22 protein-coding genes are annotated in these 23,794 nt (G+C 59.6%); 7 read left to right on the top strand and 15 right to left on the bottom strand.

Annotated elements, in window-relative coordinates; all coding sequences use genetic code 11:
* Positions 1-321 precede the first annotated feature (321 nt).
* The 4 genes from AB4M76_RS18030 to AB4M76_RS18015 all read right to left on the bottom strand — a co-directional run bounded on the left by AB4M76_RS18030 (position 322) and on the right by AB4M76_RS18015 (position 3,111).
* A complete protein-coding gene (locus AB4M76_RS18030) occupies positions 322-1,263 on the bottom strand; it encodes a cytochrome c (protein ID WP_368443439.1) in 942 nt (313 codons plus the stop codon).
* Between the two features lies 1 nt (position 1,264).
* Positions 1,265-1,885: a cytochrome c gene (locus AB4M76_RS18025; RefSeq protein ID WP_368443438.1), complete on the bottom strand. Its 621-nt coding sequence runs from the start codon at positions 1,883-1,885 to the stop codon at positions 1,265-1,267.
* A gap of 37 nt (positions 1,886-1,922) precedes the next feature.
* Positions 1,923-2,276: a hypothetical protein gene (locus AB4M76_RS18020; protein ID WP_368443437.1), complete on the bottom strand. Its 354-nt coding sequence runs from the start codon at positions 2,274-2,276 to the stop codon at positions 1,923-1,925.
* A 382-nt stretch (positions 2,277-2,658) separates the two neighbouring features.
* A complete protein-coding gene (locus AB4M76_RS18015; protein WP_368443436.1) occupies positions 2,659-3,111 on the bottom strand; it encodes an ion channel in 453 nt (150 codons plus the stop codon).
* 183 nt (positions 3,112-3,294) lie between these two features.
* On the opposite strand from AB4M76_RS18015, the gene AB4M76_RS18010 reads away from it, so the two are divergent.
* From AB4M76_RS18010 to AB4M76_RS18000, 3 genes are all read left to right on the top strand, one after another.
* A complete protein-coding gene (locus AB4M76_RS18010) occupies positions 3,295-3,615 on the top strand; it encodes a hypothetical protein (RefSeq protein ID WP_368443435.1) in 321 nt (106 codons plus the stop codon).
* Positions 3,616-3,763: 148 nt separating this feature from the next.
* A complete protein-coding gene (locus tag AB4M76_RS18005) occupies positions 3,764-5,734 on the top strand; it encodes a copper resistance system multicopper oxidase (protein WP_368443434.1) in 1,971 nt (656 codons plus the stop codon).
* Between the two features lie 26 nt (positions 5,735-5,760).
* Positions 5,761-6,471, top strand: a complete 711-nt coding sequence (locus AB4M76_RS18000) for a copper resistance protein B (RefSeq protein WP_368443433.1) — start codon at positions 5,761-5,763, stop codon at positions 6,469-6,471.
* Positions 6,472-6,710: 239 nt separating this feature from the next.
* On the opposite strand, the gene AB4M76_RS17995 is transcribed toward AB4M76_RS18000, so the two are convergent.
* Positions 6,711-7,388: a hypothetical protein gene (locus AB4M76_RS17995; protein ID WP_368443432.1), complete on the bottom strand. Its 678-nt coding sequence runs from the start codon at positions 7,386-7,388 to the stop codon at positions 6,711-6,713.
* 185 nt (positions 7,389-7,573) lie between these two features.
* On the opposite strand from AB4M76_RS17995, the gene AB4M76_RS17990 reads away from it, so the two are divergent.
* Positions 7,574-8,038 carry a PRC-barrel domain-containing protein gene (locus AB4M76_RS17990; protein WP_368443431.1) on the top strand — a complete coding sequence of 155 codons (465 nt, stop codon included), beginning with the start codon at positions 7,574-7,576 and terminating at the stop codon, positions 8,036-8,038.
* A 150-nt stretch (positions 8,039-8,188) separates the two neighbouring features.
* On the opposite strand, the gene AB4M76_RS17985 is transcribed toward AB4M76_RS17990, so the two are convergent.
* The 10 genes from AB4M76_RS17985 to AB4M76_RS17940 form a co-directional block, all read right to left on the bottom strand.
* Complete coding sequence (locus tag AB4M76_RS17985) at positions 8,189-9,277, bottom strand: C45 family autoproteolytic acyltransferase/hydolase (protein ID WP_368443430.1); 1,089 nt, start codon at positions 9,275-9,277, stop codon at positions 8,189-8,191.
* A gap of 140 nt (positions 9,278-9,417) precedes the next feature.
* Positions 9,418-10,350, bottom strand: coding sequence for a MurR/RpiR family transcriptional regulator (locus AB4M76_RS17980; protein ID WP_368443429.1), 933 nt, complete (start codon positions 10,348-10,350; stop codon positions 9,418-9,420).
* Positions 10,347-11,951, bottom strand: coding sequence for a dipeptide ABC transporter ATP-binding protein (locus tag AB4M76_RS17975; RefSeq protein WP_368443428.1), 1,605 nt, complete (start codon positions 11,949-11,951; stop codon positions 10,347-10,349). The genes AB4M76_RS17980 and AB4M76_RS17975 overlap by 4 nt, the downstream gene beginning before the upstream one ends.
* Positions 11,948-12,751, bottom strand: a complete 804-nt coding sequence (locus AB4M76_RS17970) for an ABC transporter permease (RefSeq protein ID WP_368443427.1) — start codon at positions 12,749-12,751, stop codon at positions 11,948-11,950. Before AB4M76_RS17970 ends, AB4M76_RS17975 begins: the two co-directional genes overlap by 4 nt.
* Complete coding sequence (locus tag AB4M76_RS17965; protein WP_368443426.1) at positions 12,748-13,686, bottom strand: ABC transporter permease; 939 nt, start codon at positions 13,684-13,686, stop codon at positions 12,748-12,750. The genes AB4M76_RS17970 and AB4M76_RS17965 overlap by 4 nt, the downstream gene beginning before the upstream one ends.
* A 73-nt stretch (positions 13,687-13,759) precedes the next feature.
* Positions 13,760-15,256, bottom strand: coding sequence for an ABC transporter substrate-binding protein (locus tag AB4M76_RS17960; RefSeq protein WP_368443425.1), 1,497 nt, complete (start codon positions 15,254-15,256; stop codon positions 13,760-13,762).
* Positions 15,257-15,666: 410 nt separating this feature from the next.
* Positions 15,667-16,800 carry a mechanosensitive ion channel family protein gene (locus AB4M76_RS17955; protein WP_368443424.1) on the bottom strand — a complete coding sequence of 378 codons (1,134 nt, stop codon included), beginning with the start codon at positions 16,798-16,800 and terminating at the stop codon, positions 15,667-15,669.
* Between the two features lie 3 nt (positions 16,801-16,803).
* A complete protein-coding gene (locus AB4M76_RS17950) occupies positions 16,804-18,405 on the bottom strand; it encodes a sodium:solute symporter (protein ID WP_368443422.1) in 1,602 nt (533 codons plus the stop codon).
* A 59-nt stretch (positions 18,406-18,464) separates the two neighbouring features.
* Positions 18,465-19,232, bottom strand: a complete 768-nt coding sequence (locus tag AB4M76_RS17945) for a PRC-barrel domain-containing protein (RefSeq protein ID WP_368443420.1) — start codon at positions 19,230-19,232, stop codon at positions 18,465-18,467.
* 98 nt (positions 19,233-19,330) lie between these two features.
* Positions 19,331-20,386 (bottom strand): sodium:calcium antiporter, encoded by a 1,056-nt coding sequence (locus AB4M76_RS17940; protein ID WP_368443419.1) that lies wholly within the window; start codon positions 20,384-20,386, stop codon positions 19,331-19,333.
* Between the two features lie 91 nt (positions 20,387-20,477).
* Between AB4M76_RS17940 and AB4M76_RS17935 the strand changes: the two genes are divergently transcribed.
* From AB4M76_RS17935 to AB4M76_RS17925, 3 genes are read left to right on the top strand one after another with little or no spacing between them, the layout of a single operon-like run.
* The gene (locus AB4M76_RS17935) at positions 20,478-21,167 is read left to right on the top strand and encodes a gluconate 2-dehydrogenase subunit 3 family protein (protein ID WP_368443418.1); all 690 of its coding nucleotides are present in this window, start codon (positions 20,478-20,480) and stop codon (positions 21,165-21,167) included.
* A complete protein-coding gene (locus AB4M76_RS17930; protein ID WP_368443416.1) occupies positions 21,167-22,951 on the top strand; it encodes a GMC family oxidoreductase in 1,785 nt (594 codons plus the stop codon). Before AB4M76_RS17935 ends, AB4M76_RS17930 begins: the two co-directional genes overlap by 1 nt.
* Positions 22,952-22,973: 22 nt before the next feature.
* Positions 22,974-23,792, top strand: a complete 819-nt coding sequence (locus AB4M76_RS17925) for a cytochrome c (RefSeq protein ID WP_368443415.1) — start codon at positions 22,974-22,976, stop codon at positions 23,790-23,792.
* Positions 23,793-23,794 lie beyond the last annotated feature (2 nt).

The following is a 23,794-nucleotide window of genomic DNA, read 5'->3' as shown; positions in this document are numbered from 1 at the left end:
AGAACATCCGGCACGCAATAAGCGCCGCCACGGCAGTCCCCCCATTTCGCAGGGCTGCAATTGGACGCGAATGCGGTCGGGCGAAAAGCCCGGCATTATGCGTCGCGGGACTGCGTTCAGAGAAGCCATATCTGTTGAAATCTCTTCAGGGCGCGACCGGGCGCGCCCGCTGCTTCAGCCGTTTTTCCGACACAGCCACGGCGCGCATGCGTTCGGCTAGTACGGCCGCGCCCATACGGTATCGTGGACTAGACAGAGCCACGTCCGAATGCTGCCAGATATGCTCTCAAGCATCATGGGGCGGCGCACCGCCCCACCGCCTCATTCCACGGTACTGCCGCTGTCGGGGGTGCCCGCCAATCGGGTGCCATCGGCGACGTCACTATCAAGAAGGTAGGTCGCAATGGCCTCCAGATCCGCCGGGGTCAGAAAGCGCGTGCCGTTTTGGACGACCTCGCCCATGCTGCCGCCGAAGACATCCCCTGACGGGGTCACGCCGCTCTTGAGCGCATAGGCCAGGTTCCTGACCGTCCATCCCCCCGCTGCGAGGTCGGAAGGCAGGATTGACGGTGCCTTGTTCCCCCCCGGCAGGTCGTCGTTGCCGGCGAAGACCGCATCGGGCATCCGTCCTCCGGCGAGGTTGCGTCCGGTATGACAGGCCCCGCAATGCGCCGCGCCGCGCACCAGTTTGCGGCCGCGGTTCCAGACATCGCTCTTGCCGGGGATCGGTTCGGTTTCCGGATCACGGTTGAACAGCGCGCGCCAGGCTTTGAGCCCCCAGCGTTGGTTGAAGGGAAAGCCCACATCATGGTCCGGGGCCGCTTCGGCGACCGGGGCGACGGTTTGAAACGCTGCCCAGAGATCGGCGATGTCCTGATCGGTGAAATCCGCATAGAAGGGATAGGTGAAGGCCGGAAAATAGGGCTCCCCCTCGGGCGAGACGCCCTGCCTTACCGCCTTGGCAAAATCCGTCACCTGCCATCTGCCGATGCCGCCTTCGGGATCGGGCGTGATATTTGGTGGGTGAAAGCTGCCAAAGGGCGTGTTGAGAGGCGCGCCGCCGGCCAGCGGCGCGCCTCCTTGCTCAAAGTTCGTGTGGCAGGCGATACAGCCACTGGCCCGCGCCAGATAGGCGCCGCGTTGCACGTCACCGTCGAGATCTATCGTGGCGGGCGGCGTGCCGATCGGCCAAACGACCAAGGCGGCGATTGCCGCAGCGCCTGTCAGCCCCGCTGCGGCAACTCCTGTCAAAACCCCTCTCATTCTAGTTGCCCTTACTGCGGAAGCGGGTGTGGCAGGCCGCGCAGGTCCCGCTGACTTTCGAGAAAACTTGATCAACGGGCAGTTCAGCGAGGTCTTCGGGGGTCGGCAGATCTTTCGCGGTCTGGCTGTCGCCGCCCATCATGGTAGAGCCGCCCATCATCTCGGAGCCGCCCATCATTTCAGAGCTACCCATCATCTCGGAGCCCCCCATCATGGCCCCAGCGTCTGGCGTCGCCTGAGTGGCCGGTGCAGGCGGATTATCGGCGGCCAGCGCCAGCCCTTTGGCATAAAGCGCCAACTCCTGCGCGAGCCGTTCGAATGCGTCCCATTCCTCCCAAATGTTGTCTTTGGCAACGGAGGGCATGCCGCTGCTGCCTTCGGGAAACAGACGTGTCATATCCTCGCCGGCATGTGTTTCGATCTGCCCCGCTGCGGCGCGGAGACGCTCGGCATCATAGGGCGCCTCACCACTCATCATGGGGGTGATCTGTTTAACGGCCTTGCCCATTGCGACCATCGCGTCCATGCGCTCTTTGACGATCCCGGTGGCACCATTATGCGCCAAGGCAGCCGTGGTCAGGCCCGCCACAAGGGCTGCCGTGATAAGTCCAGTATTCTTCATATTTTAGTCCTTGAGTTCTGAATCCGTGAAAGGGAGATCAGACCCAAAGTCTCGGTGGCGGGGGCTCATAGGCCGGGCCGCTTCCATCGCGGGTAATGGGAGAATGGCGAAAAACCGTGGCCGTGGCGGGGCTGAACCGCAGGGCAAAGATTTGCTCTGCCGGAACCGCCATGAGGGCACAATCCACCCCCAATTCGCATTGCTCAAAGGCTTCCGAGATCAGCGCATGGTCCTCCCCATGCGGCATTGAACTGGCGGCCCCCTCGCCCATCCCGGATGCCGGGGAATGTGCCTCGGCAGCCTGCGGAGAAAGACCAAACACAAGCATCGCGCAGAGCAGCAGCGCGCGCGTCAGGTCCACAAGCCAGATTACATGTCGGTTACCGCTCAAGAGCATTTTTCCTACTGAGGTTCCCGAATGTAGCGCATAATGATCCTCACGTCACCACCCGTCGCATGTAGGCTGGCTGCGGGCGGTCAAATGGCCGAAGTTTCAGCCCTAGGCCGCTCTTTGCGGTATGGGGGTCTCGGTTCATGGACCTTGCGGAAACGGCGGAGTTATTCTTTGTCGACCTGCAGAATATCCGCCGGCTTATCAGCTGGTCCTTGGTGGCGCTGGCGGGCTACAGCTTGATGGCTGTCGCGGTGCTCGGAGTGAGCGCAATTGCGCTGATCGCCCTGCTTGCCTTGCCTCAAACCCTATTTCTGCAGATCATCCTTCAGACCAGCCAAGCCTTCAACTGGCGGACTGAACAAAGCCACTATCGCAGTTCTTATCCCCCCTCTGTCTTTGTCAGCGGAGCCTTACCCGCCATCACCTGCAAAATGAAACTGCCCGAGGCGGTAATCATAAGAAACCCATGGAAGGCTTCGATCCCGGTTATGAACCTCAGATGTCCGTCAGGGTTCAGATCCCCACGCCCCAATGTGGTGAAATTGACCAGAGAGAAGTAATAGTAATCCATGAGCGTGACATTGGCCCTTGGCCCTGAAGCCTCAAGGTCACCGATGTGCAGCCCTTCCGCCGCCCACCAGAAGAACAGCGTATACACCAATGCCTCGACCACATGCGCCATGGTGATGGCGCCGACGGTCAGCCCGAGGTTTCGCCCGGGGCGGTTTCTGCCACTTCGTGCAATGATATCCGATGTTTGTTTGAGGGTGCCGTAATGCAACACGGTGCAGATGGCCACCACAAGGGCCGAGAGGATCATTGCCTGAATCATGAGATTTCAACACCTACCCTCATGGTCTGGTTCCCAGCGACATCTTGGGCGCTGGCAGCGTTCACATTTAACAGGTCACCTGGCTTTGTTCGGATAGTCACGGCTGGGCGGCGCAGAAAATGCGCCTTTAAATCACCACCCCACCATGCTAACGAGCCTCAACCCACCCCCGGACCGGACAACATGTTGAACATAAAGCATAGATTGCTGGCCCTGCTGATGGCGTTGACGATGGCTTTGTCATCGGGGGTTGCCCATGCTGAGGCCGTGATGAACGGCCAGCATGACTGTGTGCATAGCGTTTCCATGTGTGAGCTTCCTGCCGAAACAAGCGAGAGCATGGCCGATTGTATGGCCATGATCGGGCATTGCCTCATCGCCATGGGTGATATTTACGAATTGTCAGAGCCGTCGGTCACGCGGTTTGACGCCTTTCATCCCGCCTTGGCGATCAAGATCGACAGCCCTTTCGTCAGGTTCGAGCCGCCGCCGCCACGCGGCTGACCCGCGCGGGAACCGGCTTTTCATCACGCATGTATGAAACATTAGGCTGCGCCATCAGGTCAGCTCGCCCTTCCGCGCATTCAACTATCCCGACCCGATAAGGCGCATAGTGCGCCCAAATATTTCTGACTATTTGAAAGGAATGGAAATGGATTCCATTGCCATCTTCCGTGCGGCCCTCCTAGGGTTGGCGGTCACGACATCGGCCGGGCATAGCGCCCTTGCCGGAACCTATGATATCAGCGTCGACAATATCCGGATCGATACCGGCGACTTCAAGAAAAAGGGCGTTGGCTACAACAACAGCCAAATTCCGACCGTCTTGCGCTTCAAGGAAGGCGAGAATGTCACTCTGAACGTCAAGAACAACCTGCGGGAGTCCACCTCGATTCACTGGCACGGCCTGATCCTACCCTTCCGGCAGGACGGCGTGCCGGGCATCAGCTTTGACGGCATCAAACCGGGCGAGACCTTTACATACAATTTCCCGATCGAGCAGGCCGGGACCTATTGGTTTCACAGCCATTCAGGTTTTCAGGAGCCCGACGGCGCCTATGGTGCCATTGTTATCGAACCAAAGGGGCATGATCCGATCCATGCCGATCGCGACTATGTGGTGCAATTGACTGACAAACACCCCCATAGCGGCGATAAAATTTTTCGGAACGTCAAGCGCTCCGCTGACTACTACAACCGTTCGCAGCGCACTTTGGCTGATCTGCTGCGCGACAGTCGGGCGAACGGTGTAAAAGAGACACTGAAGGACCGCAAAATGTGGGGCCAAATGCGGATGCTTTCGACGGACATCGAAGACATTCAAGGCTTTACCGCGCTGATCAACGGGCAGAGCACCAAACAGAACTGGACCGGGCTGTTCAGACCGGGCGAGAAGATACGTCTCCGTCTGATCAACTCGTCGGCGATGACTTACTTCGACGTCCGGTTGCCGGGGCTGAAGATGACCGTGGTGCAAGCGGATGGCAATCCCGTGAAACCGGTAGTGGTGGACGAACTCCGCATTGCAGTGGCCGAAACCTATGACGTCATCGTAGAGCCGCGCCAGAATGCTGTGTACTCGATCATCGCTGAATCGATGGGCCGTACCGGGCTTGTTCGCGGCACTCTTTCACCCCAGCCCGGCCTTGCTGGCGGCGTTCCTCGTCTGCGCCCTCAGCCCTCTCTCACGATGGCCGATATGTCTGGCATGATGGGCGATATGGATATGGGCGGCATGGAGATGGATCACATGGACATGGGGGGCATGAAGATGGATGTCTCGGAACTGAAGGGGCCGAGAATGAACCTGACGGACAGCGGGGCGGACGTCGATCCCCATGCTGGCCATGATATGTCGAACACGAAGAAGAAGCCTGCAGAAGCTAACCCGCATGCGGGCCACGACATGTCGGTCATGAAAATGGAAGAACCGGCAGCGGCTGATCCCCACGCAGGCCATGACATGTCGGAGATGACGGCTCAAAAACCAGCGAAGGCCGATCCGCACGCAGGTCACAACATGGGTTCGATGGCAACAAGCAGCAAAGCAAAGTCATCTGCGTCTCGTGCCGGACACAACATGAAGGGCATGGGCAATTCCCACGCGGGGATGTCGATGGGTGGCATGACTGACATGGCCTCGGAAACTGCCTTCTATGTGCCCGGCAGCGGGCTGACGCCCCAGGCGGCGAACGGTGGGAAGTTCCTGTCCTATAGCGACCTGAAAGCGCGCAACCCGCTTTATCGCGACCGCGAAGCGACCCGCGTCATCGAACTGCGTCTCACCGGCAACATGGAGCGCTACACATGGTCGATCAACGGCGTGAAAATGGAGGATGCCGATCCGATCTTCCTCAAATACGGAGAACGCGTGCGCTTCAAATTCGTCAATGAGACGATGATGGCCCATCCGATGCACCTGCACGGGATGTGGTCGATCCTGGACACCGGGAAGGGCAAATGGGACCCCATCAAACATACCGTTAACGTGAACCCCGGCACCACCGTTTTCACCGAAACCGAGGTCGACGCGATCGGCGACTGGGCCTTCCATTGCCACCTGTCCTACCACGCCGAAGCGGGCATGTTCCGCAAAGTCGTCGTCGTCGGCGGCCCGGCATAAGCGCGTTCAATCAAAGGATCAAAAACATGAAAAACCTTCTCGTATTGGCCTCGCTCGCGGGCGTTGCCGCCACCTCAGTTCACGCCGACCCCGGCGTTGCCCCCGTGATCTACGGGTTTCAAGCAGAACAGTTCGAATATCGCTTTGGCGAAGACGACAGTGAGATGCTGGTCTGGGACTTTGACGCAATGATCGGTGATGACGATCTCCGTCTCGTCTTTCGCAGTGAAGCCGAAATGGACGCCGGCTCCGGCGATTTCGAAACACTGGAGAACCAGCTTCGCGCGCAGATGCCGATCTCGACCTTCTATGACGCCGCGTTCGGGATCCACGCCAGTACCCCGACCGCGGGGCCAGAGCGCTATAATCTGGTTGCCGGGGTCAAGGGGCTGGCCCCGCAATGGTTCGAGATTGACGCAGATCTCTACCTTTCAGAGCATCCCTTCGGGCGCTTTGAGGCCGAGTATGAAGCGTTGCTGACAAACAGCCTCATCATAACGCCGAGCATCGAGATCAACCTACCGTTCAAGGATGACATCGAAGCCCTCCAAGCAGCCGGAGGTGCGACCGTCGAACTCGGCGCGCGGCTAAGCTATGATCTGATTGATCGCACGATCTCGCCTTATGTCGGCATGAACTACGAAAAGTCCTTTGCAGGGACCGCCGATCTGATCGAAGCCGCCGGAGAGGAGAGCGATAACTTCTCCGTCGTGATCGGAACACGTCTGTTCTTCTGATCGACGAAAAGGGGCAGCGCTCTACCCGTCGTAGGGCGTTGTCCGACCACGCAGATTACCAACAGCGTTCGACGTTGCGCGGCGTATGAAGAGAACACGGCATTAACCTGCACCGTTGAAAGAATACGCCCGTCGGGTCGGAGCACTGAAGCCGACCTCGACACAAAAGAAAATGCTTCCCGGCCTGTAACAGCCGGGAAGCACCGCTAATTTAACCTGCGAGGATAACCCGCGCAGGATCAGTCAGAACTGGCAGTCTGCGGCTTCCCATCGGGACCATAGTAGACAATCTCGACATCCTTGCGCAGATCCTCTTCCACATCAGAGAACGCCTCTTGGCGCAGCTGTTGTTCGATCTGGGCGCGCACCGCCTCAAGTGGCGGAATTTCTTGCTCGCTGTTGGATTTGATCTCATCATATTTCGCTTCAACAGATTGATCCGTCACGCGATTACCCAGCTCGCGTTGAAGCCAAACTTGGACCATCGCATCCTTCTCGTTCGCAGAATTGGCTTCTTCGACGAGTGCGACGACTTCTGAATCTTCATTGAGCTTATCCGCCAGGGCGGCCTGATAGATCAACTCTTTCGCGATCAGCTGGTTCACCGCCATGGGCACCAGCAATTCTGGCGGCTGTTGCCGAAGCTGCGGGGGCAGCGCTGAAATGGCGCCGGAAACGTCCGAACGGCTGATGTCCTTATCGCCGACGCGCACGACCAGCAGGCCAGCGTCTGCGGAATCCGAGTTATCCGCCATGGTGTTTTCGCCTGCGGTCTTGCCGGTCTCCCCGGCCTCATTCTGCATGGCTTGGGTTTCAGTGTTGGATGTGTCGCTCTGCGAGTCTTGGGCATAGAGCGGTGCCGCGACCAGAGACACGACGAGCGCAGTGGTAGTGGTCAGTTGGGTCGTCAATGGCATGTCTTTGCTCCTTTCGTTGCAACAAGTGCTGACAAAACGGCCAGCCTTTCTTGTTGTTCCGGTTTGGCTAGGAAAGGCGTGGATCGGGCGGGTTGCCGCATGCCCTGGATTCAGCGCTTTATGGAACATCGCCTTCGCCCATTTGTTTTGGTGATGACGCAACCGAATTGAAGGAGGTTCAAACTATGAAACGCATTACCGTTTCCGCTCTGGCACTTACGATGGCGACCGCAGGCTTCGCGGCGGCCGATACCCATCTCACGGACCAGAGAACTTACAGCGGCATCGTGTCTCCCGAGGTCTCGCAAAACACCCTGCGCGCCGAGGCCATGATCGACGCTGACATCTATACGCTTGAGCGCGCGTATGACGAAAACGAATGGTTCGACACCAATTATTACGGTGCGGTCGACACCGATTGGGAAGAGATCGGTGAGGTCGAAGACATCGTCGTCTCCCGCGACGGCCGCATCGTTGGCTTGGTCGCAGAGATCGGCGGTTGGCTGGATATCGGCGATGAAGATGTGATCATCGATATGAATGACGTCCGGATTGTGGGCGACGACCTTGGCGATATTGCCTTTGTGACCCGGCTCAGTGAAGAGCAGCTTGAGTCCCGCCAAGAGGTGGATGAGGCTTGGGGCTGGTAAGCTTTCACTGACCCTATCCGATGGTCTTTTTGAGCGCGATACTTGATAGGTGTCGCGCTTTTCTATTTAGCAAGCATGGGATGCCAACTGCAGATTGACCGAGCCGTTCGAGGGACCCAGCCCTCCCCTGCCCCTCAGGCTATCGCTGCTTTAACCAGTTACTGGCTGATAGTTTGCATCAAACCGTATCTGCTGCCAGTCTGCGCTTCCGGCAATTCCTTTGCGCATCCGCACAGAGGTGCTTTCAGTCATCTCATAGAGCACGGAAGCAAAGGTGCTGGATCCGCCGTTGGTATTGGTGTGCATGCAGATTGGCGCCGTGTCGTCATCAAATAATGTTTGGATGGACGCCGCGTCGTGTAGCCGTGCGCGGTTTTGCTGCAGCCAATCAAGGCGCGTAGCCGAGCTTCGATTGAAGCCGCTCTTAGTCAACCGTGTCTGTGCCGCAGGGTCAACGCCGGTATGCACAAGAGGATGATTGGTGTGCAATAATGCGCCCTCGGAGACCGGCACCGGGGCCGTCCCGCCAGCTGCGCCTTCTAGGGAGGTGATCCCATCCCGGGCCACAAGAGCGAAATGTTGGCCACTGGCGTGCGGCATCGTCATCAAGCGCTGGCGAGCGTCCGGCGCATCGCGGGCTGCCAGGGCGCTGCGTGTGACAAAGGCAACAGGCAGCCCGTCGGACGCGTGGTTCAGCATCAAAAGGGTGTTCACCCCCACCGCAAGTCCCGCGTCGTTAACCCCGGTGAGCCCGATCAGGCCCGCGGCACTCAGCACGATCTGCTGCGGGATATCCGGACCTGCCAGACGCAGGGCGACTTGGGAGCCTTCCATATGCGCGGGCAGATCCATGTTCTGCGCCAATACATGCCCTTCCGCCACGGGCGCGGCGACCAGACTGCACCCCGGCGGCGGTGCAGTCGGGAGCGCGTCATACCACCATTGTTCATCCATCAAATTATAGGCTGCAATACGCTGCAGCGGTTGCCCTGCCCCTTTCGCAATGCCGACCAACTCGTCATATAGGGTCGGCGCTGTCTTGGCGGCCCGCGCCATCAACGCTGTGTTCTCTACAAAGTCGGCGCAATAGGTGTCAAAATCTGCCGGCGCTCGGTTCGCGAGCGCCTGCATGGTCGCGGTCTCCCAATGCGACAGCGCCTCTGCAATGCCGCTGCGTAGGCTCTCGCCGTGCATTTCTCCGCGCTCGGATGGTGTCCCGAAGCAATCGACTACCTGCATGGGTTTTCCTTACTTTTCAAAACTGTGGCCCGGCCCGTGACTTTCGCCGAGGCTGCGGGCCCCGTGAACGGATCCGCGTTATATGGTTTTTTGAGCACCGTCTCACGTCAGCCCTATTGCACACCCGCGTCCTGTAACCTTCATTCAGCATCGCCTTTCGAGCTTATATCGGTGACCGGCCGCATCTGGCGGCTTGGCTCGTAGATAAAGGGATCGAAATGATCGGCCAAATCGCGCATCTCGCGCATCCTTTTGGCCGCCGGTTCGCCGACGCGTGTTGTGATCCCATTGAGAAACAGGCCCAGTAAGGCCGACAGCCCCGCCGTGCTGTCGAGATAGGCCTTGGTAAAGGTTGTTACCGCCAAAACATGCGGTGTGTATTGACGCGGCCAGGCGCTGTAGCGGTCGGTTACCATTATCAGCGGAATGTCGCGCCGCAGACAGAGTTCGGCGATTTTGACCGCCTCGCGGGCATAGGGCAGCACCTCAATCAAGATCACACAAGATTTCTGCGGTGTTTCTAAAAAAAGCTCTGACCAACTGCCGCTGCGACCATCGGCAAACCGAACACCGGGGCGAACGTATTTCAACCGTGTAGCAAAATCCATCGCCATGCCTTTGACCGCCTGAAGACCGACGATGTTGACGTGTTCGGCAGCCTGTGCGCAGTCCAAAGCGGCCTGCCATTGGTCTGTTGTTGCCAACTGGTACACGCCTTTGATCGCCTCAACTTCCAACTGAAGTTGTTCGTCAAGTTCTAGCGCTGTCCCTGCGGGGAGCGCCAAGCGGCGGCTGCGCTGGCTTTTGGTATCTGCTTCGGGCCTGCGGAATTCCGCGTGTACCGCGGCTTTGAACGCCTTGAAGTTCTTGTAGCCCAAACGTCGCACAAAACGGCTGATGGTCATTTCGCTGACCCCCGCGCCGACGGCAAGATCGGCCGCCGTTTCGAACGGCAGGTTGTCGAAATTGCGTTCTACCCAAAGCGCAACCTCGCTTTCGGCCTTGGACAGGTTGCGTGCGGTCTTGATCCTATCGCGTGCGCCGACTTCTGGGGGCTGGGGAGGCTTCGTCATGCGGCATTCCCCTCAAGGTGCGGAATAGCGTCGATCAGGGTGCGGGTATATTCATGTTCCGGCGCGTCAAACACTTTCGCCGTCGGCCCAGATTCGACGATCTGTCCTGCACGCATGACGACCACTGAATTGCACAGGCGCCGAATGACGGCCAGGTCATGGCTTATGAATATCATGCTCAGCCCCCTCTCCTTCTGTAGCTGTAATAAAAGCGCGATGACTTGAGCTTGAAGCGTTACGTCTAGCGCTGACGTCACCTCATCGGCGATGAGCACACGTGGATCGAAGGCGAGCGCCCGCGCGATCGCCACGCGCTGGCATTGCCCCCCTGACAGTTGACTGGGCAAGCGGTTTGCCAAATCGGGCGCCAGGTCGACTTGGCCCATCAGCTCGGCCACACGCTTTGAAAGCACATTACGCGGACACAGATGATGGCGCAGCAACGGTTCGGCTATGGCCGCGCGCACCGTCATGCGCGGGTTTAGCGCCTCAGAGGGGTGCTGGTAGATCAATTGCATCTCGCGCAGATAAGCGATGCGCGCCCGCCCGGTGAGATCGGCGGGGGCGCCGTCAAACAAGATCTCGCCGCGACGGGGTTTGGCCAGACCTACCAGCGTTCGTGCCAGAGTGGATTTTCCCGAACCGCTTTCCCCCACGATGCCCAAGGTCTCACCAGGGTGCAGGGCGAAATCGGCTTTCTCGACGGCCATAAAGCCCCCCTCACGCCCGACGATCCAATCGGTCACTGTGCGGCTGCCATAGCGGACCTGAAGTCCGCGTGCTTCGACCAGTGCAGAACCTGGCAGTACCGCCGCCGGGGGGCGTTGCGGCATCCGGTCTGGATGAGAGGCAATGAGCTTTCGCGTGTAGTCATGGCGCGGCGCATTGATGATCCGGGAAACGGGCCCGGTTTCGACCAGGCGCGAGCGGCGCATGACCAGTAGATCATCGCATACCCGTGCGACCGCGCCCAGGTCATGGCTGACGAATATCATCGATAGATTGTGCTCGCGGCGCAGATGGGCAAGCAGATCCAGTACGCTTTTCTGGACCGTCGCGTCCAAGGCCGTGGTCGGCTCGTCCGCCAAAAGTAGATCCGGCTGGCTGGCCAAAGCCCCGGCGATCATTGCGCGCTGTTTCATGCCGCCAGACAGTTGATGTGGATAGGAATATGCGCAGCGTTCCGGATCAGGGATGCGCACCACATCAAGCAGGCGAAGCACTTCATCCCGGACTGCGAGCCCTTTAAGGCTAGTGTGCTTATGAAGCGTCTGAGCCACTTGATCGCCTACCCGCATCAAGGGGTCCAGATGTGACGAAGGGCTCTGAAAGATCATCGCCACACGTTTGCCGCGCACACGATCAAGCTCCGCCTCAGGCATCCGCAGCAGATCGCGCTCTTCGAACTTGACCTGACCGTTGATCTGCGCCGAAGCGGGCAACAGCCGCATCACGGCACGACAGGTCACAGATTTACCGGAGCCGCTTTCGCCGACGATCCCCAAGGCGGCCCCTGGGGCAAGATCGAAGGACACATTGTCTACGGCCACGGTCGCACCGAAGCGCACAGTCAGGTTTCTTACGGACAGCAAAGATGTCATTGTTCAATCCTTAGCATTCGGGCCAGCCCGTCACCGACCAAGGCAAAACCAACGCCGATAAGAACCATAGCGAGACCAGGGAAGAAGCTGATCCACCATGCGGAGGAAATGTAGCTCTGGCCTTCGGCTATCATCACGCCCCATTCGGCTGCAGGCGGCGAAACCCCCATCCCCAGAAAGCCAAGCGCGGCACCGAATAAGATGACCAGCGTCACATCCGTCATCATATAGACCACGACGGCAGACAGCGAATTGGGCAGCACATGCCGCCATAGGATATAGAGGTGCGAGAACCCCATGGTGCGCGCTGCAAGCACGAATTCGGACTGACGCAGCACCTGCGCTTCCGCGCGCGCCAGCCGGGCGTAGCCTACCCAGCCAACCAATGCGAGCGCGATGAAGTAATTCTCGATCCCCGGCCCCAACACCGCGACAATGGATAGGACCAGCACGAAAAACGGAAACGGCACGGTGATGTCGACCAGTCGCATCGCAATGGTATCAACCCAGCCGCCAAAGTACCCCGCCATCAGTCCGATTGTCATGCCGATCAGCAGGGGCGCGACTACACCCAGCAACCCGATGTAGAGTGCAAGCCGTGAACCATAGATGACCCGACTGTAGGTGTCGCGTCCGACATTGTCGGTGCCAAACCAGTGCTCGGCACCCGGCGGCTGCAGGATCGCTTCGAAATCAATAGCATAAGGGTCGTGGGTCGCGAGCATAGGGGCGACAAGCGCAACCACGCCCCAAAGCAGAACCATGGCTAAGCCCGTCGCAAACATAGGAGAGATTTTCATGGGGCCACCCGAGGGTCGATGAGTGCTGATAAGAGGTCCACTGCCAGCATGACCAAAAGTGTCGTGAGAGCGAACACCAACGTCGCGCCTTGGACCACGAAGTAATCACGTGCGAGAATGCTATCTATCATCAGCTTGCCCATTCCGGGCACCGCATAGACTGTCTCGACGATCACCGAACCGCCCAAGAGATACGCCACGATGACCGCAAACAGGTTTAGGGTCGGCAGGATGGAGTTGGGAAAGACATGGGTCCGGAACACCTGACGCGCGCCCAGCCCTTTGGAAAGGCCGGTCAGCACATAATCGCGGTTCAGTTCACCCAAAAGCGCCGAGCGCAGGGTGCGCACCAAGATGGGCACGACCCAGATCGTCGTGGAAAGCGCCGGCAGAAACAGATGCAAGAGATGTTCCGGGATGGTATCGCCGAAACCGCTTACCGGAAACCACCCCAAGTTGACGCCAAAGAGGCGCGTCAGCAGAAGCGCGAGCCAGAACACCGGGACGGCAAGCCCGAGCACGCCGAGCAGTCGGATGATCTGGTCGGCGGGGCCGTTTTGGCGTTTTGCGGACCAGATAGACAGCACAATGACAGGCGGCAGCGTCAACACGACCGTGTAAAGCACTAGAAACAATGTGACCGGATAATGCTGCGCGATCAGTTGTGAAACTGGCACACGGTAGCGCAAGGAAGACCCAAGATCGCCCATCAGCAGGTTTTTGACGTAGGTGAAATACTGCAACAAGATCGGGTCGTCCAACCCGTAGCGATCTCGGATCAGCGCGATCGTTTCAGGCCCGGCGCGATCTCCGACCAGCAGCCGGATCGGATCCCCCGGCGTCGCGGCCATCAGCACAAAGGTGATGACGCTGACACCAAAAAGCACTGGAATGGCCTGAGCCAGTCTTAAGACAATGAATTGAAGGGTTTTCACGTAGGGCTCTCGAATATGAAAGTCAGGTTCGGATGGCCACGCCAAGAGCCGGCCACCCGCGCGCGTTTGGCCTTTAGCCGTCGGTCAATTCGGCTTCTTCCAGCGTCCATTGCAATGCCGGTGTCAGCCCCAACCCCTTCACGCGATCTGAATAGCCGTTCGCATAGGGCGTATAGTAAAGCGGGATCTGCGCGATCTCACTTACCGTGATCTCTTGAATGCGGCGGTATAGGTCCGCGCGTTTCGCCTCATCGGTTTCGCGCAGCGCTTGTTCGGTCAGCTCGTTGACCTCTTCGTTGTTGTAGCGCGTGTAGTAGGAATGGCTTCCGCAGGTGCCGCAAAGGGCCCAGCGAATGGCCAGATCCGGATCATCGGTTTCATTGAAATACCATGACGAAGTAACGTCATAGTCGGCGTCTGCCATCTTGGACCACCAAAGCCCGGCATCAACACGCTCGACTGTGGTTTTAAAGCCGACAGCATCCCACTGCGCTTTGAGCAGCGTTGCGATCTGTTCGATCGCGGGGGTAATCATCATCGTGATTTCGGTGCCCATGAGGTCGTGTTCTTCCAGTAGGGCACGCGCTGCGGCGGGGTTATAGGGGGGCATGCTGATCGACGGATCGTAGAACTTCAGCGCATTCGAGAATGTCGAGTTTGCCACAGTGGCATTGCCCAGTGTTACGGCTTTTGCGATTGCTTCGCGGTCCAGTGCCATGGTGGCGGCGCGGCGCACGTTTATATCGCTAAAGGGCAGCCTGGTGTGATTGGGCAAGACGAGTTGCAACACAGTAGACGGTTCGAGCTTAACCGATACGCCTTCCGTATTGTTGACCTCCGCGATCTGTGGCCAGGGAACCGCCCGGTCGACGTCGATCTCACCGGCCATTAGCATCGTGGCACGGGCGTTGGCGTCGCTGACCTCAAGCAATTCGACTCTCTCGATCTTTGGCAGACCTTCGCGCCAGAAGTTCGGGTTCGCCGTTAGCGACAAGCTGTCATTGGGCTTCCATTCTTCGACCATGTAAGGGCCAGAACTGACCGGATCGACCACGAAAGCATCCTCGCCGCGCTCTTCGACGTCATCCTTACTCACGATGCCCGCATTGAAAATGTCGAGGTTGGCCAAGATTGGCGCACTGGGATGCTGCAAGGTCCACTGCAAGGTGCGCTCGTCCAGAACTGTGATCTCCTTAATCGGCGCGAAACCCGCTGGATAGGCTGAGTTTTCGTCCTTTGCAGCGCGGTTCAGGCTGAAGGCTGCGTCCTCGGCGGTTATCGGTGTTCCGTCTGAAAATTTCGCGTCTCGCAAATGGAACGTATAGGTGAGGCCATCGTCGGATATCTCGTGCCGCTCAGCCAGCCCCGGCTGGAGATTGCCGTCTTTGTCGGTTCGCATCAGCCGCGAGAAAAGCAGTCCGTAGGCTTCGATATTGCCCCCTCCCGCAGAGACGATGGGGTCAAGCACGGTCACCTTATAGGGTGATGCTATCCGGATCGTATCCTGCGCCATCAGCGCAGTGCCAGAAAACGCCACAGCTGCGGCTGCCATTATCCTTTTGGCGTACATCAAAGTTCCTCCCAATTTTCCCTTATCCAGCTTGTTAGCAAACTATCTAGCTAAATTAAATATGGTATTTTTATCCCAACCGTCGAATCTGGGTTTCGTTTTGTCGATATGGGGCTTTTCAGGGGCTAGCAGATCTGCCTGTGGGGATGGGGAGGGCGGCTCTGCCGGCTTACTGTCGGTTTTTCGCGCGACTATCGTGGATCGCAGCGATAGCTCCGCGTAGTTACACTGATTGCTATGCCGATCAGGCGACAGCGCCTCTTCGCAATTCTGCATGAAGGCCCGCGTGTGGTACCGGGAAGATCCGACAGCATATCAATCCCCGCGCCCTCGAACTGCGCCCTAAGGGCTTTGACCATTGCACCGGCGGGGTCACTCATTCGCGGCAAATCCAACTCCACAGCCCCACGCTATCTGGCTCGCCCATCCCCCTCCGAAACGGGCGCCCCCTCCGCCGCCTCAGCCACATTCCTTCCAAGCTCCGCGCGCAGGCGCGGCAGTGCTTCGGGGTGCTCTTTCTGCAGCCATGTGATCATCTTCTCGCGGATCTCGCAGCGCAGATCCCAAGCCTGCGGGGAGGTTCGGGCGCTGACGAGACCGCGGACGGCGATGCTGTCTTTCTCGGTCTCGGAGACCTGCAAGTTCACCACATTGCCGTCCCAGAGATCAGAGGCTTGCGCCAGCTCCTCAAGCTTCGCCCGCATCTTGTCGATGGGGACCGTGTAGTCGAGATACCAAAACACCGCCCCGATGATCGACGCGCTTTCGCGGGTCCAGTTCTGGAAGGGTTTCTCGATGAAATAGGACAGCGGCACCACCATGCGGCGCCAATCCCAGAGGCGGACGACCACATAGGTGGCGAAAATCTCTTCGATCCAGCCCCATTCCTCTTCGACGATCACCACGTCTTCGAGCCGTATCGGCTGGGTGATCGCGATCTGAAGCCCGGCGATGAGATTGGTGAGAACCGGCCGCGCCGCCAGCCCCAGCACCAGCCCCGCGGCCCCGGCGGAGGCAAAGAGCCCGGCGCCGTATTTCTGCACACTCTCAAAGGTCAGCAGAACCCCCGCGGCGGTGAAAATGCCCAGGATGATGGTTGTGGTGCGGCGCAGCACGCGCGCTTGGGTGACGAATTTTCGCGCCGAGAGGTTGTCTTCGACATCCAGCCGATGGCGCCGCACCGCGCGTTCCGAGAAATGATTGGTCAGCAGGATCAGCGTCCACCCGACCAGGATGATCAGCAGGATCAGGAAGAGATGCCCGAACTTGTCCTGCCAGCCATAGGGCATCCGGATGTTCGGCAAGACCCAGGCCAGGGCCGCGATCACGGCGGCGAGGCGCGACGGCCGGCGGGCGCGGCGCAGGAGCGACCGGCCCGTGGCATTCTCCTGCGCGATGGCGCGGTTCAAGGCGCGGTAGGCCAGCCAATGCAGAAACAGCGCGGCGATACAGGCCGCCAGAACGGCCAACAGGGGCGCGACGAAATTAGGGGCCGCGTCCAGCCGCAGGTTGATCTCTTCGCCCAGACGGTTCAGCGTTTCCATGGCTCACCACCACCAGATCACCATCGCGGCGGTGGCAAGGATAAGGATACCGGCCCAAAGGGTACGGTCCTGCCAAAGCGGCTTTTCCCATTGGGTGAAAATCTCTTTCGCCTCATCCGCTTGCCAGACAAGATCTTCGATATTCTCTTTCTCCTTGGGCGCGGTGGCGTAGGAGATGCCGAAATGCAGGATGATGCCGATGGTCATCATGATCGAGGACATCACCGTATAGTGGATTTCCGGCAGACCCATATAGACCCAGTAGTTTGTCACCTCTTTCAGTACGAAAAGCGGGATGCCGACGACCAGACCGAACATGATCGTCCAGAAAGCCCCGTTGCCGTTCAGCCGTTTGAACATCAGGCCCAGAATATAGACCACCACGATGGTGGGCACGATGTAGGAGAGCGAGGATTGGAAATAGCTGAACAGGCTCTCGAACCCCGCGATCATCGGCGCATAGATCGCGCCAAAGACCATCACCGCCGCGGTGATCAGCTTGCCCAGCCAGACCTGCCGCTCTTCCTTGACGTTAAAGATCGGCTCCGCGAAATCCTTGACCACCAGGGTGGAGGCAGAGTTCAGCGCCGAGTCGAGCGACGACATGATCGCCGCGATCAGCGCCGCCATGATGAGCCCCCGGATACCGATGGGCATCAGCTCAAACGCCAATGTGGGGAAGGCAAGGTCCGGGGTTTCCAGATCAGGGTAGAGCTTCAGCGCGATGACCCCCGGCAGCACCATCAGAAAGATGTTGGGAAGCTTCAGGAAACCGGCAAAAAGCGCACCGATCTGACCTTCCTTGAGGTCTTTCGCCCCAAGGGTGCGCTGCACGACGAATTGGTTGATCGTCCAGTAGTAAAAACCCAGCAGGGTCACGCCCAAGAGCCCGGTCCAAGGCAGGAAGTCATCATCCGCCGGCAGGATCATATGGGTCATGTCTTCGGGCGTGCCGGTGAAGAGCTCTTGCCAGCCGCCGATCTCATCCAGCCCGATCCAGAACAGCGCGGCGGCCCCGATGATCAGCAAGATCGCCTGCACCGTGTCGGTGACAACCACCGCCGACAGCCCGCCCAGAATGGTGTAGATACCCGCCACCAGCGCCAGCACGGCGACGGCGGCCCATAGGTTAAGGTAGCCGGTGACATTGGAGATCACCAAACCGCCCGCGTAAAGCGCGCCGGCGGTGTCGATGAACATGATCGCAAGGATGGTGAAAAGCGAAAACGCCCGGCGCGAGCGGACGTCATAGCGTTCTTCCAAGAACCCCGGCACGGTGGAAATCTTGGCCCGAAGATAAGACGGCAAGATGAAGATCGCGAATAGGATCAGCACCAGCGCCGCGGTCCATTCGTAGTTAAAGATCACCACGCCATTGGCATAGGCACCGCCCATCAGCCCGACAAAGCTGGACCCGGACATATTGGAGGCGAAGAGCGAGAAACCGATCAGATACCAAGGCAGCGAACGACCGGCGAGGAAATAATCCTCCGACCCCCCGGTGTTCTTGCGCGAAATATAAATACCATGGGCCACCACCCCGATGAAATAGAGCACCACAATCGCGTAATCGATCAGGTGAAGGTCAAATTTCGCGCTTTCCATATCAGGTCTCCTGAAAAATCTATTGGTCTGTAATTGCCATCAGGCGGGCAGGCTCTGGCTCAGCCTTCCTCTTCCCAAGGCTCCATGTTTTGCAATTCTTCCTCCGTGGCAGAGACATAGGCCCGCAGGTCGTCGCCGCCGAGGCGGCGCAGCTCGATCATATCAAGGGGCAGGGCCACTTGCGTTTCGCCCATCCCCAGAAAGCCGCCGATATCAAGGATCACCTGATCGATCTTGCCATCATCGGCAAAGGTCACCTGAGAGACTTCGCCGATCCAATTGTCGTTCTGCCCAAAGGCCGCAAGGCCGAGAAACGCTTCGGAATCCAAATCACTCAGCTGAACGATCTCGACTTTTTCTCCGTCCTTGCGCATGTCCGCTGCGCGCAGGCGCACCTCGTCTTCATCGTATTCGGGGGCGGCTTTCAGATCCTCCTTCTGCCCGGTATAGAGCAGGAAGAACTCATTCTCCTCATCCGCATCCGGCAGGAACCGCAGCTCGTCGAGAGACACCACCCGCGTGGCGCCTTTGCCCAGAAAGCCCCCCGCATCCACCACGACACCGCGCAGCGTGCCGTCGCGGGTCATGACCAATTCGGCGATATGGCCGGCCATGGTCCACTCCTCGGCGGGCTCCTTGAGCTCTTCGAGGTCAATCTCCGAGAGCGGCGTGTCTTTCCCCGGCAGGAAGAGCTTATGGCCGGTCACACTCGAAACGGCGATCAATGTGTCTTCGGAGATGAACTGCGGCGCTTCGGGCTCTGACCTGAGAGAGGTGGCGGCAAGGCTCCCGATGAGCGTGAAGGCGAGAAGCGGCGCATGTTTCATGGATCAATCCCCTGCTGTAAATATTGAGCGGCCAAAGCCGGAAGCATCGAGATGGTAACGGGATCGTCAGGGCGAAAGTTCCCTGTGCTCGGCGGAATTTACAGGACCTGCACCCCAAGCGCCCCGGCGTAAATCACCAGCAGGCCGATGCTTTCCCAGCCGATGCCGTGGCGCTGGCGAAAGATCAGACCCAAGGACAGCACCGCAGTCATCATCATCGCGACCGTGAGCCAGAAGAGATCATCCGCGCTGATCGCATGATAGAGCGACCCGTCGCGGTAGCCGATATCCGAGAGGGTCAGGAACAAAGTGTCAAAGGTATTGCCCCCGATGATCCCCCCCACCGCAAGCTGTAGCGCCCCGCGCCGCACCGCGACAAGCGTGGTGACCAACTCGGGCAAGGAGGTCAGCACCGCCGTCATGGTGGCCCCCACCAGCGTATCGGACAGCGACAGCCGGTCCGACAGCTCGCCCGCGATCCGCGCCACGCTCCAGCCCGAGAGCGCCATAAGCACCAGCAGGGTGATGAAAGGCACCACCAAAGCACTGGCCGGTTTCTCGGCCTCCCCGTCGTCTTCCGGCTCATCCGATCTTGTGTCCGAAGTGGCCACCGGATGCCACATTGGCTCATCGCGCAGCCGTGCGGTGGCGCGCAGCCCATAGGCGTAGAGGACAAAGAGCGCGATACTGGCCGGGTGAATGCCCCAGAAAGCCACTTCGGGCGCGGCGAAAGCCATCAGGGGAACGGTGAGCAGCAAAAGCAGCAGCCCCGCCTGAAACACATTGGCCAATTCCGCCGCCGCATGTTCCAGATTGGCCCGGCGGTAGAGCATATCGGCGAAGGCCAAGAAGGCCGTCTGCGCCGCGATCCCGCCGATCCCGTTGGAAAAGGCCAGAGAGGCGCGCCCGTCCAACGCCGAAGTGAGCGAGACGACCGTGCCCGACATCGACGTGGCCGCGCCCAGCAAGGCCGCCCCCACCAGCGCCTCACCCCATCCGGTTCGGTCCGCGATCTGATCGCTGAGACCGGTCATCCGGTATCCGGTAATGAGAATGACCAGCCCGGCGAGACCGCCAAGCGCGAAGAGGATCGGGGTAGAAAGGCTTGCGAACATGGACAGCCAACGCACGGCAGGGCCGATACGTTCACGCAAACTGCTCAAAAGATTTAAAAAGTGCCGGAACCAGACAGGAAGTTTACCGTTGGGGTGATGACAGACCTATTTTCAAGCGGAGCCTCATTTCATGGCAAAGCTCTATTCTCGGCGAGCTATTTTAGCCCAAATCGCGCTTGGTGCCGGCGTTGCAGGTGCCGGACTTCCCGTTCCCCATGCCTTTGCTGCCAAGGACGACAGGCCGTGGGCCTTCTTTACAGATGCCGAAGCGCAATGGACCGCAGCCGTGGCGGATGTCTTCATCCCGCAGGACGATTTCCCGTCCGCCTCGCAGGCCGGGGTGGTGGATTTCATCGACTTTCAGATGGCCACTGCTTACGGCGCGGGCGAAGGTCTCTATCTCGACCCTCCGTTCCCTTCGGGGGCGATCCCCGAACAGGGCTACCAGCTCAAGTTCACCCCCGCGCAGCTGTTGCGGCAGGGGATCGAGCAGGCTGGCCAGCTGGAGGACATCGCCGTGATGGACGCGCCCGCGCGCGCGAGCCATGTCGAGCAGATGTCCGAGCGCGACGACATCGTCGGCACGCTGATCGCAGAGCTCTGGAAGCTGACAAGACAAGGCTACTTCGCCGATCCGATCTATCTGGGCAACCACGACTACGCCGGTTGGCGCATGGTGGGCTTTCCCGGTGCCCATGCCTATTACACCGAACGGGTGGACGAACATCGGCGCTCTGTCACCCCACCGCCGCGCGGCATTGCCCATGACCGGGGCGGCACCCCCTATCCGCCCCGTGCGATTGGCGGAGGGTCCGACTGATGGCGCCAAGAAAGCTTCCCAAGACCGACATCTTGATCATCGGCGGCGGCTGGACCGGCCTCACCGCCGCCTATGAGCTGGCCCATGCCGGGCAGCGCTGCGTGGTGCTGGAGCGCGGCAAGAAACGGCATACGGCGACCTCCTTTGGCGCGCCCGAGGAACATGACGAGTTGAAATACGCCCATCGTTATTCCCATATGATGGACGTCAAGAAAGAGACCCTCACGATCCGCAACAACCGCGACCAGCAGGCGCTGCCGATGCGGCGGCTGGGGTCGTTCCTCCCCGGTTCCGGCCTTGGCGGCGCGGGCATCCATTGGAACGGGCAGCTCTGGCGGCCCCTGCCCTCGGACCTGCAAATGCGCAGCCATTACGAAGAGCGCTACGGCAAGGATTTCATCGGCCCGGACCTGAGCGTGCAGGATTGGGGCGTGACCTATGAGGAGCTTGAGCCGCATTTCGATTTTTTCGAGCGGGTCTGCGGCGCCGCCGGTTTTGCCGGCAATCTGGGCGGCGAGGCTCGCGCCGGTGGCAATGTCTTTGAAGGCCCGCGCAGCGCGGAGTATCCGAACCCACCGATGCGGCAGCCAATCTCCAACACGCTCTTTGGCGAAGCCGCCGCCCGGATGGGGCTGAACCCCTTCCCCATGCCCTCGGCCAATGTGACCCAAGCCTATGTGAACCCCTATGGCGCGCAGCTGCATCCCTGCACCTATTGCGGGTTTTGCGAGCGCTTTGGCTGCGGCTACTATGCCAAGGCCGACCCGATCATCTGCGTTTATGATCGCATCAAGGATCATGAGAATTTCGAGATCCGCTTTGACGCCCAGGTGCTGCGGATCGAGAAGAGCGAAGACGGCAAAACCGCCACCGGGGCGATCTATCTCGATGAGAACGGCGAAGAGGTTTTCCAACCCGCCGACACGATCTGCATGAACGCCTATGCCCTGTGGAACGTGCATCTGATGCTGGTCTCGGGACTGGGCAAACCCTATGACCCCGAAACGCGAACCGGCGTGGTGGGGCGCAACTACAGCTATCAGACCGTTGCCGGGGTCGATGCCTTCTTTGACGATAGCGTGAAGACGGACCCTTACATGGGCGCGGGCGCGCTTGGGGTGGTGATCGACGATTACAACGGCGACAACTTCGACCACAGCGAATTGGGGTTCGTCGGCGGCGGCTATATCGCCTGCAAGCAGTACCACGGGCGGCCCATCGGCTATCAGCCGGTGCCCGAGGGCACGCCGAAATGGGGCGCGGAATGGAAGCAGGCGGTGCGCGAGAACTACAACCACCATGCCGATCTGGTGGTGCATGGCTCCTCGGTCTCGACGCATGAAAACTATCTCGACCTCGACCCCACATGGACCGACGCCTATGGCCGCCCGCTGCTGCGGATGACCTTCGACTTCCCCGAGAACGACCGCAAAATGTCGGACTATGTCATGCAGCGCGCGATGGAGGTCGCGCGGGAGATGGACAATGTCACCTCCGTCAGCGGCAGCAACCTCGCCGGGGTCGACAAACATTATGACATCGTCCCCTATCAGACGACCCATAATGTCGGCGGCGCGGTGATCGGCACCGACCCCGAGACCAGCGTGGTGAACCGCTATGGCCAGATGTGGGACCATCACAATGTCTTCGTCTTTGGCGCCTGCTTGTTTCCGCAGAACCTTGGCTACAACCCCACCGGCCCGCTGATGGGCCTCGCCTATTGGACGCTGGAACATATGAAACGCGATTACCTGCCCAACCCTGCCCCTTTGATGGATGCCTGAGACAGATCGAAAGGACCGACCCATGACATTCCGCACCGTTCTGACGACCTGTAGCGCTCTCGCCGTTCTGGGCATCTCGGCCGGGTTTATCCGGGCGCAGAACTATGAAGCCGCGCCGGGGATCACCGCGATGGAGCAGCGTTTGCAGGATGATGTGCTGCGTTTCAATGCCACGGTGAACACCGAAGTGGACGATGATGTGCTTGAACTGGGGCGGCTCGTGGCGATGGGCGGGTCCGAGGCGGGCGACAGTGGCATGGCCTGTATCACCTGCCACGGCGGCGATGGCACCGGCGACGGCTCGGGCGCCTTCCCAAGGCTCGCGGGACAGGCCGGCTGGTACACCTATAAGCAGCTCAAGGACTACGCCTCGGGCGACCGGCAGAACCGGGTGATGTCGGGCATTGCCCAGAAACTGACCGAAGAGGAGATGGAGGCCGTCGCCGCCTATTATGCCACGATCTCGGCCCCCTATACGCCGCCTCTGGGCGATGTGGATGGGATGACCCTGCAATGGGGCGGGCAATTGGGCGCGGTGGGTTCCGCCGAACGCGGGGTGCCGGCCTGCGTCAATTGCCACGGGCCGAGCGGCCTCGGCAATCCGCCCTCTGTCCCCTATCTCGCCGGGCAATATGCCAGCTATATGGAACATCAATTGCAGATGTGGAAGGAAGGCAAGCGCGACAATGATGTGGACAATGTCATGTCCGCGATCGCCAAGAAGATGACCCAGCATGACATCGAAGCCGTCAGCGCCTATTACAACCGCGTCCGCCCGACCCAGCCGCTGCCGCCTGAGACCTCACCGCTGTTGGAGCCGTCCACGGCGCCCACGCAGTGAGT

The sequence above is a fragment of the Sulfitobacter sp. PS-8MA genome, assembly GCF_040933935.1.
Lineage (GTDB): Bacteria > Pseudomonadota > Alphaproteobacteria > Rhodobacterales > Rhodobacteraceae > Sulfitobacter.
The sequence above is the reverse complement of the archived record's forward strand: the minus strand, read 5'-3'. Positions and strand labels throughout refer to the sequence as shown.